The organism is Ancylobacter tetraedralis, assembly GCF_014195655.1.
Lineage (GTDB): Bacteria > Pseudomonadota > Alphaproteobacteria > Rhizobiales > Xanthobacteraceae > Ancylobacter > Ancylobacter tetraedralis.
The window spans coordinates 1-16,208 of sequence record NZ_JACICD010000013.1; the positions used below are offsets into that span (position 1 = coordinate 1).

General features: G+C 67.7%; 15 protein-coding genes and 1 CRISPR repeat array. Of the genes, 14 read left to right on the plus strand and 1 reads right to left on the minus strand.

The window, feature by feature from the left end; genetic code table 11:
* Positions 1–193 precede the first annotated feature (193 nt).
* The 12 genes from FHS55_RS21130 (at position 194) to cas2 (ending at position 12,298) form a co-directional block, all read left to right on the plus strand.
* A complete protein-coding gene (locus tag FHS55_RS21130; protein WP_210287108.1) occupies positions 194–826 on the plus strand; it encodes a glutathione S-transferase C-terminal domain-containing protein in 633 nt (210 codons plus the stop codon).
* A gap of 357 nt (positions 827–1,183) precedes the next feature.
* On the plus strand, positions 1,184–1,531 hold the full coding sequence (locus tag FHS55_RS21135; RefSeq protein WP_183191831.1) for a carboxymuconolactone decarboxylase family protein: 348 nt from the start codon (positions 1,184–1,186) through the stop codon (positions 1,529–1,531).
* 9 nt (positions 1,532–1,540) lie between these two features.
* A complete protein-coding gene (gene rclC / locus FHS55_RS21140) occupies positions 1,541–2,185 on the plus strand; it encodes a reactive chlorine resistance membrane protein RclC (RefSeq protein ID WP_183191833.1) in 645 nt (214 codons plus the stop codon).
* A gap of 71 nt (positions 2,186–2,256) precedes the next feature.
* Positions 2,257–3,663, plus strand: coding sequence for an aldehyde dehydrogenase family protein (locus tag FHS55_RS21145; RefSeq protein ID WP_183191835.1), 1,407 nt, complete (start codon positions 2,257–2,259; stop codon positions 3,661–3,663).
* 228 nt (positions 3,664–3,891) lie between these two features.
* Complete coding sequence (locus FHS55_RS21150; protein WP_183191837.1) at positions 3,892–4,251, plus strand: DUF4269 domain-containing protein; 360 nt, start codon at positions 3,892–3,894, stop codon at positions 4,249–4,251.
* A 133-nt stretch (positions 4,252–4,384) separates the two neighbouring features.
* On the plus strand, positions 4,385–6,700 hold the full coding sequence (gene cas3, locus FHS55_RS21155) for a CRISPR-associated helicase Cas3' (protein ID WP_183191839.1): 2,316 nt from the start codon (positions 4,385–4,387) through the stop codon (positions 6,698–6,700).
* A gap of 169 nt (positions 6,701–6,869) precedes the next feature.
* Positions 6,870–7,547, plus strand: coding sequence for a type I-C CRISPR-associated protein Cas5c (gene cas5c / locus FHS55_RS21160; RefSeq protein ID WP_183191840.1), 678 nt, complete (start codon positions 6,870–6,872; stop codon positions 7,545–7,547).
* A complete protein-coding gene (gene cas8c, locus FHS55_RS21165) occupies positions 7,544–9,361 on the plus strand; it encodes a type I-C CRISPR-associated protein Cas8c/Csd1 (protein ID WP_183191841.1) in 1,818 nt (605 codons plus the stop codon). Before cas5c ends, cas8c begins: the two co-directional genes overlap by 4 nt.
* On the plus strand, positions 9,345–10,292 hold the full coding sequence (gene cas7c / locus FHS55_RS21170; protein WP_246340362.1) for a type I-C CRISPR-associated protein Cas7/Csd2: 948 nt from the start codon (positions 9,345–9,347) through the stop codon (positions 10,290–10,292). Before cas8c ends, cas7c begins: the two co-directional genes overlap by 17 nt.
* Positions 10,293–10,302: 10 nt before the next feature.
* Entirely contained in the window at positions 10,303–10,956 is a 654-nt protein-coding gene (gene cas4, locus FHS55_RS21175) for a CRISPR-associated protein Cas4 (RefSeq protein ID WP_183191842.1), read from the plus strand.
* A 7-nt stretch (positions 10,957–10,963) separates the two neighbouring features.
* Positions 10,964–11,905 carry a type I-C CRISPR-associated endonuclease Cas1c gene (gene cas1c, locus FHS55_RS21180; protein WP_246340363.1) on the plus strand — a complete coding sequence of 314 codons (942 nt, stop codon included), beginning with the start codon at positions 10,964–10,966 and terminating at the stop codon, positions 11,903–11,905.
* Between the two features lie 102 nt (positions 11,906–12,007).
* Positions 12,008–12,298 carry a CRISPR-associated endonuclease Cas2 gene (cas2, locus tag FHS55_RS21185; protein WP_183191844.1) on the plus strand — a complete coding sequence of 97 codons (291 nt, stop codon included), beginning with the start codon at positions 12,008–12,010 and terminating at the stop codon, positions 12,296–12,298.
* A gap of 184 nt (positions 12,299–12,482) precedes the next feature.
* A CRISPR array of direct repeats spans positions 12,483–13,112; the repeat unit is 32 nt; unit sequence GTCGCTCCCCTCGCGGGAGCGTGGATCGAAAC.
* Between the two features lie 99 nt (positions 13,113–13,211).
* Here cas2 and FHS55_RS21190 read toward each other — a convergent pair.
* Positions 13,212–14,099 carry an alpha/beta fold hydrolase gene (locus FHS55_RS21190; RefSeq protein ID WP_183191846.1) on the minus strand — a complete coding sequence of 296 codons (888 nt, stop codon included), beginning with the start codon at positions 14,097–14,099 and terminating at the stop codon, positions 13,212–13,214.
* 244 nt (positions 14,100–14,343) lie between these two features.
* Between FHS55_RS21190 and FHS55_RS21195 the strand changes: the two genes are divergently transcribed.
* Both FHS55_RS21195 and FHS55_RS21200 read left to right on the plus strand, forming a co-directional pair.
* A complete protein-coding gene (locus FHS55_RS21195; protein ID WP_183191848.1) occupies positions 14,344–15,279 on the plus strand; it encodes a LysR substrate-binding domain-containing protein in 936 nt (311 codons plus the stop codon).
* 226 nt (positions 15,280–15,505) lie between these two features.
* A complete protein-coding gene (locus FHS55_RS21200; RefSeq protein WP_183191849.1) occupies positions 15,506–16,147 on the plus strand; it encodes a pyridoxamine 5'-phosphate oxidase family protein in 642 nt (213 codons plus the stop codon).
* The last annotated feature ends 61 nt before the right edge of the window (positions 16,148–16,208 follow it).

A 16,208-nucleotide genomic window follows, 5' to 3' on the forward strand; every position in this document is an offset into this window, starting at 1 on the left:
ATGCCCGCCTTCGGCAAGGCCTATTCCGACGCCGAAGTGGCCGCCGTCGCAAACTACGTCACCGAACGCTTCGGAAGCCAGACCTCGACACTGACCCCGCATGACGTGGCGAAGCTGCGCGCCATGGAGTGACAACCGGCCCTGCCCATCCCCGACCTTCGGGAATGGGCCGGGCCATGCAGGAGCGATCGCTGTGAAACTCTATGTCCACCCCGGCGCGAGCTCGCTCTCCGTTCACATCCTGCTGCGCGAGATCGGTACGCCGTTCGACCTTGAGGTCATCAACGTCACGGCGAAGCGGCGGGCGGACGGCAGCGACTATCGGGAGATAGCGCCGCGCGGCATGGTTCCGCTGCTGGAGCTTCCGTCCGGAGAGCGGCTCACGGAAAATCTCGTCATCGCGCAGTATGTTTGCGATGCGGCGGGTCGCGAGGATCTCATGCCCGCCGCGGGCACGCTGGCGCGTTACCGCGTGATGGAGTGGCAGAGCTTTGTCGCGGCGGAGCTGCACAAGAGCTTCATTCCCCTCAACTGGAAGATCGACGCACCGATACGCGAGCTGGTGCTTGCCCGGATCCGGGGACGCCTTTCCTTCGTGGAGCAGAGCCTTGCCGGGCCGTTTCTCACCGGAGCGACCTTCACCGCAGCGGACGCCTACCTCTTTGTCATTGCCAGCTGGACGCGGTTCTACGGCATCGACATCGCCGGTCTCCCGCGCCTCTCCGCCCTTCTTCGCCGTATCGGCGAAAGGCCCTCCGTGCGTGCCGCGCTGGCTGCGGAAGGGCGAGGCATGGTGACGCTGGACGATCCCGCGCCTGCGCCCTGATCTTCCGGTTCCCCACGGGAGTTCTGCAATGAAGCCGAACTATTCGCCGCGCTCGGCGGAGCTTTACGCCGACACCGCGCCCCCCGTGCTGCCCAAGACGGACAGGGTGCGGGATCTCGCCCGCATGGCGTTCGTGGTCATCGATCCGCGGCGCATGACGGCTTCGTGCCAATCCGCAATCGGTTGGCGACCTTGGCGGCGTCAGGCAAAACCGCAGCAGAAACAGTGCCCTGCCAGGCCCTTTCCACGATATAAGTATTCATACCGCACGGCATGGCTGAAAAGACGGCTTTTATGTCCTAACGAAAGAGAGAGCCTGATTATTAAGTCTCCCGCAGATAGCGGGGACTTGATGATATGCACATGATGGACTGGAATACGTATCGCGACCAGGTTCTCGCCGGGGTCGGCGAGGTGGGCAAGCTCAGCCCGGATACGGTGCGCGGCTATGTGCAGCTCGGCGCGGCCGGCGGGAAGACCAACCATCTCGATGCCAAGACGCGTGAGCTGATCGCGCTTGCCTGCGCGGTCACGCTGCGCTGTGACGGCTGTATCACCGTCCATGGCCAGCAGGCCCTCAAGCTCGGCGCCACGCGTGAGGAAATCGCCGAGGCTCTCGGGGTGGCCGTCGCCCTCAATGCCGGCGCCGCCCTTGTCTATTCCACCCGCACCCTGGACGCGGTCGCCGCGGCCGGCGAGATCTGAGGCGTTGCCATGTACGCGCTCTATCGGCAGACCCTGACGCTCATCGCCGCTCCGCTGTCCTTCCGGCTCGGCATCGCCGCCATGAAGGTGGCCATCGCGATCATCTTCCTCTGGATCGGCGCCCTGAAATTCGTGCCCTACGAGGCCGACAGCATCACGCCCTTCGTGGCGAACAGCCCCTTCATGTCGTTCTTCTACAATGAGCCGGCCGGCTACAAGGCTCATCTCACCCATGAGGGCGAACTCGACCCCGCCAAGCGTGCCTGGGAGACCGCGAACAACACCTATGGCTTCTCGCGCGGCCTTGGCACGGTGGAGCTTCTCATCGGCGGTCTGACGTTCGCCGGGCTGTGGAACCGCAAGCTTGGCCTCGCGGGCGCGGCCCTCGCCTTCGCGACGCCTTTTGTCACGCTCTCCTTTCTGGTCACGACACCAGAGGCCTGGGTCGCGGCCCTCGGCGACGCCGAGCATGGCTTTCCCTATCTCTCGGGCGCGGGACGCCTGGTGCTGAAGGATGTCGCACTGCTGGCGGGCGCCTGGCTTGTCCTCGTCGCCACCGCGCGCCAGCTTCTCATCGAGGTCGAGATTGAGGCGAGCAAGCTGGCGAAGGGAGATTGCTTCCTCGAGCCGCCGGCTCCTGCCCGCCGCCGCTGAGTTCAAGGGCTTTGCGGCAGGGCCGCCTTCCTCCCCCTGAAGAGGATGGCGTTCACATTCCGAGGTATTCCATGTCCCATCGTCTTCTCATCGACGGCCGCCTCGTCGACGGCGCGCAAACCCTCGACGTCATCGATCCGACGCGCGCCACTGTCTTCGCCCGGTCCCCGCGCGCCAACGCCACGCAGGCCGAACAGGCCATTGCCGCAGCAAAGCGCGCGCTGAAGGGCTGGGCCGCGCTCGGCTATGAGGGCCGCCGGCCCTTCATCGAGCGCATGGCGGATGCGATGGCCGCCAATCGCGACCGCATCGCCGAGACGCTGACCCGCGAGCGCGGAGGCCCGATTGCCGATTGCCGCGTCGAAGTGGAACGGGCCACGGCCGCGATCCGCCATTTCGCCGGGCAGAAGCTGGAGGACCGCGTCCTCCGCCAGACCGATCAGGAACTGATCGTCGAGCAACGTTACCCACAGGGCGTAGTGGTCGCCATCCTGCCGTGGAACCGGCCGATGACGCTGCTCGCGTTCAAGTTCGGGCCGGCGCTGATCACCGGCAACACGCTCATCATCAAGCCGGCGCCGTCGACGCCGCTGAGCACGCTCATCCTCGGCGAACTCGCGGCCGAGATATTTCCGCCGGGCGTGGTGCAGACGCTGGTGGATGCGAACGACCTCGGCCCGCTCCTGACCAGCCATCCCGATGTGGCGCATGTCAGCTTCACCGGCTCGACTCCGACCGGCAAGAAGGTGCTCGGCGCGGCCGCCGGCACGCTGAAGCGCTTCACGCTGGAGCTCGGCGGCAACGACGCGGCCATCGTGCTCGACGATGCCGATCCCGAATGGGCGGCGGAACGCATCTTCGCCTCGGCGATGATCAATGCCGGGCAGGTTTGCTACGCCGCCAAGCGCGTCTATGCCCCGCGCCGCCTGTTCGACGCCGTAGCCGGCGCGCTGGCGAAGCATGCGGCGGCGGCGGTGCTCGGCGACGGGCTGGATCCCGCCACCACGATGGGGCCGCTGCAGAACCGCATGCAGTACGAGAAGGTGCTGGAATTCATCGCCTCGGCCCGTGCCGACGGTGGTACCTTCCTCACCGGCGGCGAGCCGACGGGACAGGGCTATTTCATCCGCCCTGCCATCGTCACCGGCCTTCCCGACAATGCGCGGCTGGTGCGCGAGGAGCAGTTTGGCCCGGTCCTCCCGGTGCAGATCTATGAGGATCTCGACGACGCCATCGCGCAGGCGAACGACACGGACTATGGCCTGGGCGGCACGATCTGGACCTCGGATGTTCGCCGCGGGATCGCCATTGCCGGCCGCATCGAAACGGGGACGATCTGGGTGAACCAGCACATGTCGCTGCCCTTTGATGTCCCATTCGGCGGCGCCAAACAGTCTGGCATCGGCCTGCAAAATGGCATCGAGGGATTGGAAGACATGACGCAGCTGCGCGTGCTGAACGCCCGGCTGTCGGTGTGACGTAATCTGAACCCTGCAGGATGCGCCATGAACGCGCTTGACGCGGCGAAGGCCGGAGCCTTCGCCATCGGCGGCAATCGGGTGGTTGACCGGAGACTCTGATCCTCCTGCCGATTTAGGGAGAGCCCGTCGATCACCGAGACGGACGGTGCGCGCCTCACGGTTCACCACATCGGTGGCGGCTGCCATGCGGCGGGTCCGCTGCGCCCCGGCCCGCGGCCAGTCGGAATGATCGGCGGACCCGAGGCTTGGCGCTCGTCTCATCCTCCGCACCGACGCCCCCCATGTAAATGCCGCGAGCGGCACCATGGCCGGCCATTCGAGATCTTTGGATCGAGACGGCCCGTGCGCGAGCAGGTGGGCTGGCGGCATTTCGAGGTGGAGGAGCGCCGGCTGGCTCTCGGCGGCGCGCCTTTTCGCGCCGCCATACGCGTCCTGCGCCACGACGGCCTGAAGACCGAGCCCGCCTTCGCCCGCGCCCTTGGCCTGGACGGCGATCGCTATGCCGCGCGGCTGGCCCTGCACGCGCAGGACGATGCGGAATTGCTCAAGAGGATCGATCACAGCCGTCGCGACACCGCGGGCTGAAAGGCAGAGGCCGCGCGAACGCCCAGACCTCAGGTTGCATTCAACTACCATTTCGCGTCACTCTTGCCGGGGGCGAATCCGGCACGCCCACGGAGCGCCCTTCACTGTTACGTCAGCTCCGGTGGTCGCGCGCATGGTCACGGTCTACGCCCATTCCCTCCCCGGCGAAGCCCTCGATCGCTGGGAACCGTTGCCCGACCACGGCGCGGCGGTCGGCGCCCTCGCGGCGGCCTTTGCCGAGCCGCTGGGATGGGCGCAGGTCCTGCGCCTCGCCGGGTGGCTGCACGACATCGGCAAGCTTTCGCCGGACTTCCAGGCCTATATTGCCGGGCGCCTCGCCTCCGGTGGCGATCACTCCTCCGCCGGGGCGCGGATCGCGCTGGATCATTACGGGCCCGGCCTCGGCACGATGCTCGCCGCCATCATCGCCGCCCATCATGCCGGCCTTGCCGATGGCGTCGACCTGAACGCGCGCATGGCCGGGGCGGCCAGGCTCGTTCCGGCCCAATGGTCCACCCTGACCGGGCCACTGCCGGACGCGGCGTCGCTGAAGCCGAGCGTGCCGCCGCCGACGGGAGGGCCGAAGGGCTTAGCCCTGAGCTTTCTGGTGCGGATGCTGTTCTCCTGCCTCGTCGATGCCGATTTCATCGCTACCGAAGACTTCTACGCCCGGGCGACCGGCGAGCCGAAGGAACGCGGCGGCCATGCCGATCTCGCGGTGCTGCGCGACCGGCTCGCCACCTTCATGGCGAACAAGCGCGCCGGCGCCGACCCGACGCCGCTCAACGAGTTGCGCGCCGGCATCCTCGACCATGCCGTGGCCAAGGCGGCCCTGCCTCCCGGGTCGTTCAGCCTCACCGTGCCGACCGGCGGGGGCAAGACGCTCGCCTCGCTCTCCTTCGCGCTCGAACATGCCGTGCGCCACGGCCTGCGCCGGGTCATCTACGTCATTCCCTACACCTCGATCATCGAGCAGACGGCCGACGTCGTCCGAAAGGCGCTCGGTGGGGAGAACGACGTTCTAGAACACCATGCCAGCTTCGACTGGGAGAAGGCACGCAAGGAGCGGCTGGCGGACGACGAGGCGCCCAGTGTCCTCGCCAAGCTGCAGCGCGCGGCGGAGAACTGGGACGTGCCGATCGTCGTCACGACGGCGGTGCAGTTCTTTGAGAGCCTGTTCGCCAACCGCACCTCGCGCTGCCGCAAGCTGCACAACATAGCCGGCAGCGTGGTGGTGTTGGATGAGGTGCAGACGCTGCCCTTGCCGCTGCTGCTACCCTCCCTCGCCGCGCTCGATCAGCTGGCGCGCAACTACCGCACCAGCGTGGTGCTGTGCACGGCGACGCAGCCGGCGCTGCGCCGCATCGACGGCGCCCTTCTCGACAGGGCCCGCTCACCCCTCGGGCTCGACCTGCCGCCGGAGCGCGAGCTGGCGCCCGATCCGGCCGGCCTCTACGCCGCGTTGAAACGCGTGGCGGTGGAACGGCTGGAGGCCGCGATCGCCGACGACGTGATCGCCGCGCGCTTTGCCGAGCAGCCGCAGATGCTGTGCATCGTCAACACCCGCCGGCATGCCCGCGCGCTGTTCGACGCGATCCGCGAGCTTCCCGGCGCGGTTCACCTCTCCACCCAGATGTGCGCCCGCCACCGCCGGATCGTGCTCGCCGATCTGCGGGCGAAGCTGAAAGCCGGCGAGCCGGTGCGGCTGGTGGCGACCTCGCTGATCGAGGCCGGCGTGGACATCAGCTTTCCCGAGGTGTGGCGCGCGGCGACGGGGATCGACGCCATCGCGCAGGCGGCTGGCCGCTGCAATCGCGAGGGCGAACTGCGCGACGCCGAGGAGCGGCCCCGGCTCGGCCGCGTCGTGGTGTTCGAGCCGGCAGAGGGGCATCTGCAGCATGACATGAAGCTGCGCTGGCAGGCCGCACAGCCGGTGCTGGAGAAACATGCCGACCCGCTCGGCCTTGAGGCGGTGAAGCACTATTTCGCGGATCTGTACTGGCAGAAGGGCGATGCCGCGACAGCGTTCGATTCCGCTGAGGTAGGCGCCTATCCCGGCATCCTTCCGGCTATCGGCGAGACGGCCGGCCTGGATTTCCCCTTCCGCTCCATCGCCGAGGCGTTCCGCATGATCGACGAGGAGGAGAACGAGCCGGTGATCGTGCCGTGGCAGGCCGACGCGGAGGACAAGGACGCGGCAAACCTGCTGGCTACCATCGCGGCGCAGGAAAAGCCGCGCACGGCCGACCTGCGCCGGCTGCAGCAATATGTGGTGCCTATACCGAAAAAGGCGCGCGACGAATGGCTGTTGCGCGGCGTGCTGACGCCTGTGCACCCGGCACTCGGCGACGCGATGCTGAAATTCGGGGACGATTCGCACTACCGGCCGCAGACCGGGGTCGATCTCGCGGACCTGACCTATCGGGATGTGATGGACAATATGATGTAGGCGCACGCCTCTCCCCGTGGCACGGAGGGCGGACGCCGCGGGCATGCCGTCGCCGCTGCAATCATCGGTGGAAAACCGTCAATCTTCCGCAACGACAATTGCACGGCCCGAGCTTCTGGATTGAGGTGTCTTGGTGCAGCTGATTATGGGTCGATGGCGAGGTCGATAGATGTCCTACGGTGTCCGGCTGCATGTCTGGGGCGAGCGGGCGTGCTTCACGCGGCCGGAGATGAAGGTCGAGCGCGTTTCCTATGACGTGATGACCCCTTCGGCCGCGCGCGGCATCCTTGAGGCGATCCACTGGAAGCCGGCTATCCGCTGGACCATCGACGCCATCCACGTGTTGCGGCCGATCCGCTTCCAGTCCTTCCGCCGCAACGAAGTCGGGGCCAAGGCCAGCGCCGCCTCGGCCGGCACGGCGATGCGCGCCGGCAGCACCGCCGGGCTCGGCCTCGTGGTCGAGGACAACCGGCAGCAGCGCGCCACCCTGTTCCTGACCGACGTTGCCTATGTCATCGAGGCGCATTTCGAGCTGACCGCCCGGGCGGGACCGGAGGATAGCGAGGCCAAGCACCTGAGCATGTTCAACCGCCGCGCGGCGGCCGGCCAGTGCTTCCATCGCCCGTGCCTGGGCACCCGCGAATGCGTCGCCGACTTCGATCTGGTCGCGCCCGGCGCGCCGCTGCCGGAAAGCCGGCTTCCCGACGACCAGCGCAACCGCGATCTCGGCTGGATGCTCTACGACATCGATTTCGCCGACGGCAACACGTCCCGCTTCTTTCAGGCGCGGCTGACCGACGGCGTGCTCGACGTGAAGGCCTGCCTCGCCGGGGGCACCGTGTCATGACCATCCTGCAGTCGCTGGACCGCTATTACGAGCGCATGGCCGCGCGGGGCGAGGCCGAGCCGCCGGGGTTCTCGCGCGAGAAGATCGGCTTTGCCATCGAACTCTCACCCGATGGCGTGCCGGTGGCCGTCATCGACCTGCGCGCGGCCAGCGGCAAGAAGCTCGTTCCGCAACTCCTCTCGGTGCCGGCGGCGGTGAAGCGCACGGCCGGCATCCTGCCCAACCTGCTCTGGGACAAGAGCGCCTATGTGCTCGGCCGCACGGCGGGCGAGGGCAAGCGCACGGCGCAGGAGCATGCCGCGTTCAAGGCCACGCATCTGGATCTGCTGGAGGGTGAGAGCGACCCCAGCCTGCTGGCTGTGCGGCGTTTTCTCGAAAGCTGGATGCCCGAGCGTTTCGACGCGCCGCCATTCCATGCCGACATGCTGGACGCCAACATCGTGTTTCGCCTTCAGGGCGAGACCCGCTTCGTTCACGAGCGTGAGGCGGCCCGTGCCCGGCTCGGCGCGCGGCTTGGCGGCGAGGGGCGCCGGGTGGCCTGCCTCGTCAGCGGCCGGCCGGGCATCGCCCAGCGGCTGCATCCCAGCATTAAGGGCGTCAACGGCGCGCAATCCTCGGGCGCGGCGCTGGTCTCGTTCAACCTTGACGCCTTTACCTCCTACGGCAAGGAACAGGGCGACAACGCGCCGACCTCGGAAGAGGCGGCCTTTCGCTACGGCGCCGCGCTGAACGGCATGCTGGAGCGCTCCAGCCGCAACCGGCTTGCGCGGGGCATCGGCGACGCGACGGTGGTGTTCTGGGCGGATACGTCGGCGATTGCCGACGAGGCGGCGGCGCAGGCGGCGGAAAACTGGTTCGCCGTTATGATCGACCCCCCGGACGATGCGAGCGAGGCGAAGAAGGTCCGCGATCGACTTGAGGATTTGGTTCAAGGGCGCCCTATCGACTCGCTCGACGAGCTTAAAGAGAAGAAAATCCGCTTCCACGTGCTCGGCCTCGCGCCCAATGCCGCGCGGCTGTCGGTGCGCTACTGGCTGTCGGACGAGTTCGGCACCTTCGTGCATCGTCTTGCCGAGCACTATCGCGACCTCGCCATCGAGCCGACGCCCTGGGGCGAGCGCCCGCCTTCCATCGCCTGGCTGCTCATGAAGACCACGGCGATGCAGGAGAAGTTCGACAACATCCCGCCACTGCTCGCCGGCGAGGTCACCCGCGCCGTGCTGGAAGGCACGCGCTACCCGCGCTCGCTGCTGGCGAACGCGATCATGCGGCTGCGCGCCGGCGGCGACCCCGCCACCGGCTGGCACGCCGCCATCATCCGGGCGGTGCTCGCCCGCGAGTTCCGCGTGAGGCGACCCGACCCGCACGCGCCCGCAAGCCATGACCGCGCCAAGGAGGAACTGCCCGTGAGTCTCCAGAGGGAGAATTCCGACCCGGCCTATCAGCTTGGCCGCCTGTTCGCCGCCTATGAGACGGCGCAGCGCATGGCGCTCGGCAAGGTCAACGCCACCATTCGCGACCGCTATTTCGGCGCCGCCTCGGCCACGCCCGCCAGGGTCTTCCCCATTCTGATGCGCGGCGTGCAGAACCACCTCGGCAAGCTGCGCAAGGGCGGCAAGGGCGCGTGGCTGGAGCGCGAGATCGAGGAGATCACCAATCGCCTCGAGGACTACCTGCCCCGCTCGCTACCGCTGGAGGCGCAGGGCCGCTTCGTGCTCGGCTATTACCACCAGCGCAAGGGCCAGTTCACCAAGCCGGAAGCCGAGGCCGAACTCGCCAGCACGGATGCAGAGGACCATGACAATGACGAATGAGCCGAACGGCCTCGCGCGCCGCCACGAATTCGTGCTGTATTTCGATGTGATCAACGGCAACCCGAACGGCGATCCCGACGCCGGCAACATGCCGCGCCTCGATCCCGAGACCAACCGGGGGCTGGTCTCCGATGTCGCGCTCAAGCGCAAGATCCGCAACTACGTGGCGCTGGCCCGTCCCGATGCGCCCGGCCACGAGATCTACATGCGCGACGGCGCCACCCTCAACAACGAGCATAAACGCGCCTGGGCCGCCGTGCTGCCGGAGGTGACCAAGGCCGACGAACTCAAGAAGGGCCCCAAGGACGAGGCCAAGTCGCGCGAGCTCACCGCCTGGATGTGCGCCAATTTCTGGGACATCCGCAGCTTCGGCGCGGTCATGACCACGGGCGTCAATGCCGGGCAGGTGCGCGGGCCGGTACAGATCAATTTCGCCCGCTCGATCGAGCCGATCCTGCCGCTGGAAATCTCCATCACCCGCCTCGCGGCGACCACGGAAGCCGATGCCGACGCCAAGGGCGGGCGCACCATGGGCCGCAAGCATATCGTGCCCTATGGCCTCTACCGTGCGCATGGCTATGTCTCGGCCCCGCTCGCCTCGCACCCGACCAAGGGCACCGGCTTCTCCGAGGCCGATCTCGATTTGCTGTTCGAGGCGCTCGTCAACATGTTCGAGCATGATCGCTCCGCTGCGCGCGGCGAGATGGCGACGCGCAAGCTCATCATCTTTCGCCACGCCTCGGCGCTGGGAAACGCCAAGGCCAACGAGCTGTTCGACCGGGTGGAGACCTGGCGGATGTTCCGCGGCGAGACATACAAGCCGGGCGACGAGCGCCTCGACAACGCCCCGCCGGCCCGCAGCTTCGACGACTACGCCATCACCATCAAGCGCGACGGCCTGCCCGACGGCATCGAGATCATCGAGAGGTAGGAGGCAGCCTATGACCGCCTCCCCCATCGACCGCGAGACGGAGGAGGCGCTGATCCCGCTCTCGGCGCTGCAGCACTATCTGTTCTGCCCGCGCCAGTGCGCGCTCATTGATGTCGAGCAGCTTTGGGCCGAGGACGTCGCCACGGCCGAAGGGCGGCTGCTGCACGAAAGGGCCGATTCCGGCCGGCCGGAAACCCGCCCCGGCGTGCGCATCGCCCGCGGCGTGGCGCTGCGCTCGGTCGCGCTCGGCGTCACCGGCAAGGCCGATGTGGTGGAGTTCCACGACGGCCGGCGCGGCGAGCCCGGCGTGCCGTTCCCGGTCGAATACAAGCGCGGCAAGCCGAAGGCGCATCGCGCCGACGAGGTGCAGCTCTGCGCGCAGGCGATCTGTCTGGAAGAGGCGTTCGGCCTCCCCGTGCCCGGCGGCGCCCTGTTCTATGGCCAGACCCGCCGGCGGCTCGACGTGACATTCGATGCCGCCCTGCGCGCGCTCACGGGCGAGACCGCCGCGGCGGCGCGCGCCATGATCGCCGCGCAGATCACGCCAGCGCCGGTCCACATGCCGGCCTGTCGGCGCTGCTCCCTGGAGGGGCTGTGCCAGCCCGCGAGGCTGGAGAAGCCGCCCTCGGTGGCGCGCTGGCTCGCGGCGCAAATCAGTTCGTGAGGTGGCCATGCGGCGCATGCTCAACACCATCTATGTCACCAGCGAGGATGCCTGGCTGCGCAAGGATGGCGCCAACCTCGTCGTCGAGGTCGAGGGCATGGAGCGCGGCCGCGCGCCGCTGCACATGCTGGAAGGCGTGGTCAGCTTCGGGCGACCCGGAGCCTCGCCGGCGCTGATGGCCGCCTGTGCCGAGGCCGGTATCACGCTATCGCATCTCGATCCGAACGGGCGCTTCCTTGCCCGTGTGGAGGGCCCCCGCACCGGCAACGTGCTGCTGCGCCGGGCGCAGTTCCGCGCCACCGACGACCCCGGCCGCTCCGGGCCGATCGTGCGCGGCATCGTCGCTGCCAAGGCCGCGAACCAGCGCACCGTGCTGCGCCGCGCCCTGCGCGACCATGGCGGGGCCATGCCCGCCGACGGCCGCGCCACGCTGGAGACGGCCGAGCGGCGCCTCACCGATGTCGCGCGCCGGACCCTTGTCGCCTCGGAGGTCGACACGCTGCGCGGGCTGGAGGGCGAGGCGGCGCAGGTCTATTTCGGCTGTTTCAACCTGCTGCTGCGCTCGGGCGAACCCGCCTTCGCCTTCGGTGGGCGCTCGCGCCGCCCGCCGCTCGACCGGGTGAACGCGCTGTTGTCGTTCCTCTATGCCATGCTGGGCCATGATTGCCGCTCGGCGCTGGAAGCCCATGGCCTCGATCCGCAGGTCGGCTTCCTGCATGCGGATCGCCCGGGGCGCGCCAGTCTCGCCCTCGACCTGATGGAGGAACTGCGCCCGGTCCTCGCCGACCGCCTGGTGCTCAGCCTCATCAATCGCCGGCAACTCGTCCCGGGCGACTTCACGATCGAGGATGCCGGCGGCGTGCGGCTCAGCGACGAGGCGCGCAAGCGCGTCCTGGTGGCCTGGCAGGAGCGCAAGCGGGACGAGCTCACCCATCCCTTCCTCGGCTAGGCGATGCCGCTCGGCCTCATCGCCCATGCCCAGGCGCAGCTTCTCGCCCGCCATCTGCGTGGCGATCTCGACGGCTACCCCGGCTTCATCTGGAAATGATACATGTTGATGCTGGTCGCCTATGATGTGCGGACCGAAACGGCGGCGGGGCGCTGGCGCCTGCGCCGCGTGGCCCGCGCCTGCCTCGACCACGGCCAGCGGGTGCAGAATTCCGTGTTCGAATGCGAGGTCGACCCCTCGCAATGGGTGGCGCTCCGCGCGCGGCTGATCGCCGAGATCGACGTGACGACGGACAGCCTGCGCTTCTACCGTCTCGGCGCGGAAGGCAAGAGCCGGATCGAACATGTCGGCGCCAAGCCGGTCCTCGATCTCGATGGCCCGCTGGTGTTCTGACCGCCCGCGCGAACCGGAAGCGCGCACGCGAAACCCGGCCGGTTCGCATTACCGGCAACCCCTTGCGCCACCCGCCCTTCTCCCCCGCACCGCCGCCCACCCGCACGCCACACCCCACGCCCAATGGCAGGTTCGCGCAAAGAGCGCGATTTTCTGTTCAATCGCAAAATGTTATGAGGTGGCCGTCGCTCCCCTCGCGGGAGCGTGGATCGAAACAAGCTCGAGGCGGCGCGCACCTATGTCGATCGGGCGTCGCTCCCCTCGCGGGAGCGTGGATCGAAACTCAAACGTGCAGTCGGCATAGGCGATCGTCTCGGCGTCGCTCCCCCCGCGGGAGCGTGGATCGAAACGGCACGGGCACGACGGCCGACACCGCCGCGATCGTCGCTCCCCTCGCGGGAGCGTGGATCGAAACAAGGATTTCGGCGATCCGGAGGAGACCAAGGGCGAGTCGCTCCCCTCGCGGGAGCGTGGATCGAAACCCGCTTTTCGCGGGCGGGGCGACGCTTCGCCCCTGTCGCTCCCCTCGCGGGAGCGTGGATCGAAACGCGTGGTCGGGCGAAGAGGGCGGCGTGATGTTCGTCGCTCCCCTCGCGGGAGCGTGGATCGAAACATGCCGCTTGCTCCGTGCCGAAAGTCTCCCGGCGCGTCGCTCCCCTTGCGGGAGCGTGGATCGAAACCGCGCGCATCTTCTGAAGCAGTGAATATGCGTCCAGTCGCTCCCCTCGCGGGAGCGTGGATCGAAACTCGGTGCGAAGCTCCTTGGTTTTCGGGGCAGACAGGTCGCTCCCCTCGCGGGAGCGTGGGTTGAAATTCCCCGGCGTGGGGATGGGCCGGAGGGGTCTGTAATCGCGCGCCCACCGGGAGGCCGGCAGTTAAACCTGTGTGCCTGCCGCCTCCCCGAAGGCCGGCGCTAGGCGCCGGCGACCTTACGGTCGAGGAAATCGTGGATGAGGGGGAAGACCTCGTCGGCCTTGTCCTCCAGCACGAAATGACCGGTGTCCAGCAGGTGGAACTCGAGGTCGTTCAGGTCCCGCCTGTAGGGATGCGCGCCGGGCTCGGGGAAGATGAAGTCGTTCCTGCCCCACACGAGGAGCGCCGGCGGCTGCTTGTCGCGGAGCCAGGCCTGCACCTCGGGATAAAGCGGAAGGTTGGTGCGGTAGTCGTACATGACATCCATCTGGATGTCGGCATTGCCGGGCCGGTCGAGCAGCGGCTGGTCGTGAGTCCAGTTGTCCGGGGAAATCCGCGTCTTGTCGGACACGCCATCGGTGTATTGGAAGATGGTCGTCTCCAGGCTGACCAGGCCGCGGAGCTTGTCGCGGCTCTCCTGCCCGCCATCGGCCCAGAACAGCTTGACGGGATCCCAGAACTCCTTCAGCCCCTCCTCATAGGCATTGCCGTTCTGGATGATTAGGCCGGTGATCGCATCCGGGTGCTTCAGCGCCAGCCGCCAGCCGACGGGCGCGCCGTAATCCATCACATACATGGCATAGCGGGCGATCCCGAGCTGGCTCAGCAAGCCATCCACCAGTTCGCCGAACCGGTCGAACGTGTAGGCGAACGATGCGCGATCGGGCGCCTCGCTCTGGCCATAGCCGGGATAGTCCGGCGCGATGACATGATAGCGGTCCGCCAGATAGGGAATGAGGTTGCGGAACATGTGCGAGGAAGTCGGAAACCCATGCAGAAGCAGCACGACCGGGCCGTCCTTCGGGCCGGCCTCGCGATAGAATATCTTCACACCGTCGACCGTTGCCGTATGGTGATGCGTCACGGGATATGCCGATGTCGGGCTCATGGCCGCCTCTCGCGAATGGCTGGAAATCAATAAAAGCTGGGTACCAGCGCCGCAGGACACTGGGCGCCCGAGACCGCCACAGACAGTCCCGGGAGCGTTCTCAAGGATTTATTTGCTGTAAACTCTCCTGAGCTCCCAAGTCGGTGGCATGTGTATTTGTCGATTGCAAAGCTATATCATTGCGGCGCCCTCGGTAATTCGATGAATCCGAGAAGATTGTTTGCTGATTCTGGGAAGATGGCCGGTGGACAAGCTCAACGCGATGGTGGTCCTGCTCAAGGTCGTCGAGGCCGGCACCCTGTCGGCCGCCGCCAAGCAGATGGACGTGCCCCTGGCCACGGTCAGCCGGCGGATCGCGGAGCTGGAAGCGCACCTGAAGACGCGCATGCTCAACCGGTCGAGCCGTCATCTCAGCCTGACGGAGGCCGGACGGCTCTATGTGGAGGCGTGCCGGCGCATCCTTGAGCAGGTGGAGGAGGCGGATCGCGCCGCCATGGGCGTTCACCGCGACCCGAAGGGCCGCCTGACCATCACGGCGCCGATCGTGTTCGGGCGTCTCCACATGATGCCGATCATCGCTGGCTTTCTCGAACAATATCCCGACATCGATGTGAAGCTGATCCTCGCCGATCGCCTGCTGGACCTGCTGGAATCGGATGTGGATGTCGCCTTGCGGATCGGAGATCTGGGCGAAAGCTCCCTGATCGCCTCCAATGTCGGATCGATGCGCCGCGTGACCTGCGCCAGCCCGTCCTATCTCGCGGCCCATGGTCGGCCACGGCAGCCGGAAGACCTGCAGAACCATGTCTGCGTCACCTTCGACAATCTGGCCTCGCCCGAAGCCTGGCGCTTTTCCGCGCGCGGCGGCGATATCGTCGTGCCGGTGCATTCGCGCCTGACGGTGACGACGGCGGAAGCGGCCATCGCGGGCGCCGTCGCCGGGCTGGGGCTCACGCGGCTGCTCCATTACCAGATCGCCGAGGCCCAGCGTGCCGGGCAGATCGAAATCGTGCTGGAGGATCATGAACTGGCGGCCTGGCCGGTGAGCCTCGTCTATGCCGGGCAGCAGATGCTGCCGCGGAAATTGCGGGCCTTTCTCGATTTCGCCGCCCCCCGGCTGCGCGAGCGACTGCGGGAGGAAACCGCGACCTTTGCAACGGGGCCCCGTTCGGCCACATGAGCCGAGAGCCGGCGTGCCTTCCAGTTCCTGGAAGGTTGGTTCCCAGCCGTGCGGCTTATGCCGCGGGCGAAAAGGCGGCATCATGCGGGGCCGGGCCAAGCCGGCGCGGGCGGCGTTCCCCGTCCAGCCGGCCTGCGAGGCCCTGCGTCGCCGTCCCCGCAGGCCCAATCCGCATGGGGAACGGCAACAGGAGCGGCCCGGTCGACGGGTCGCAGGGTGGTTCATCATGTCCTATGGCTTCCTCGACATTGCCGTGACGCCCAGCGTTCGCGCGGTGCAGGCCGAGATGGGGGTGGATCACCTCTGGCAGGACTTCAAGGGCGAGCGCCCGTCCGATCGCTTCACCGAAAACGAAGCGATGTTCATCGCCGCGCGCGACAGTTTCTACATGGCGAGCGTCTCCGAAACCGGCTGGCCCTATGTCCAGCATCGCGGGGGACCGCGCGGCTTCCTGAAGCTGGTCGACGAGCGCACGCTGGCCTTTGCCGACTACCGGGGCAATCTCCAGTATATCAGCGCCGGAAATCTGGCGGCGGACAGCCGGGCATGCCTGTTCCTCATGGATTACCCCCGGCGCGCGCGCCTCAAGATCTACGCCCATGTCGAGATCCTGTCGCTCGATGCCGACCCGGCCCTGACGGAACTCATCAGCCCGCAGCCCTACCGGGCCAAGCTGGAGCGGATCTTCCGGCTGCGGCTGGACGCCTTCGACTGGAATTGTCCCCAGCACATCACGCCGCGCTTCACCGAGACGGAAATCGCCGAGGCGGTGCGTCCCGTTCGCGAGCGGCTGTCGGCGCTCGAAGCGGAGAATGCCGAGCTGCGCGCCCGCCTCGGCGTCAAGGGGACGGACGGCGAGACCGTCTGATTTACCCGCGCCCCCTGCGCTCCCCTGCGCGCGCGGCACCCGGCCGGTTGCGCGCGGCGGG

Coding starts and splice junctions, on each gene's coding strand:
- FHS55_RS21150 (WP_183191837.1), top strand. CDS start 3,892: ATGATCGGCGGACCCGAGGCTTGGCGCTCGTCTCATCCTCCGCACCGA.
- cas1c (WP_246340363.1), top strand. CDS start 10,964: ATGCGGCGCATGCTCAACACCATCTATGTCACCAGCGAGGATGCCTGG.
- FHS55_RS21135 (WP_183191831.1), top strand. CDS start 1,184: ATGCACATGATGGACTGGAATACGTATCGCGACCAGGTTCTCGCCGGG.
- FHS55_RS21145 (WP_183191835.1), top strand. CDS start 2,257: ATGTCCCATCGTCTTCTCATCGACGGCCGCCTCGTCGACGGCGCGCAA.
- cas8c (WP_183191841.1), top strand. CDS start 7,544: ATGACCATCCTGCAGTCGCTGGACCGCTATTACGAGCGCATGGCCGCG.
- FHS55_RS21190 (WP_183191846.1), bottom strand. CDS start 14,099: ATGAGCCCGACATCGGCATATCCCGTGACGCATCACCATACGGCAACG.
- cas3 (WP_183191839.1), top strand. CDS start 4,385: ATGGTCACGGTCTACGCCCATTCCCTCCCCGGCGAAGCCCTCGATCGC.
- FHS55_RS21200 (WP_183191849.1), top strand. CDS start 15,506: ATGTCCTATGGCTTCCTCGACATTGCCGTGACGCCCAGCGTTCGCGCG.
- rclC (WP_183191833.1), top strand. CDS start 1,541: ATGTACGCGCTCTATCGGCAGACCCTGACGCTCATCGCCGCTCCGCTG.
- cas2 (WP_183191844.1), top strand. CDS start 12,008: ATGTTGATGCTGGTCGCCTATGATGTGCGGACCGAAACGGCGGCGGGG.
- cas5c (WP_183191840.1), top strand. CDS start 6,870: ATGTCCTACGGTGTCCGGCTGCATGTCTGGGGCGAGCGGGCGTGCTTC.
- cas7c (WP_246340362.1), top strand. CDS start 9,345: ATGACAATGACGAATGAGCCGAACGGCCTCGCGCGCCGCCACGAATTC.
- cas4 (WP_183191842.1), top strand. CDS start 10,303: ATGACCGCCTCCCCCATCGACCGCGAGACGGAGGAGGCGCTGATCCCG.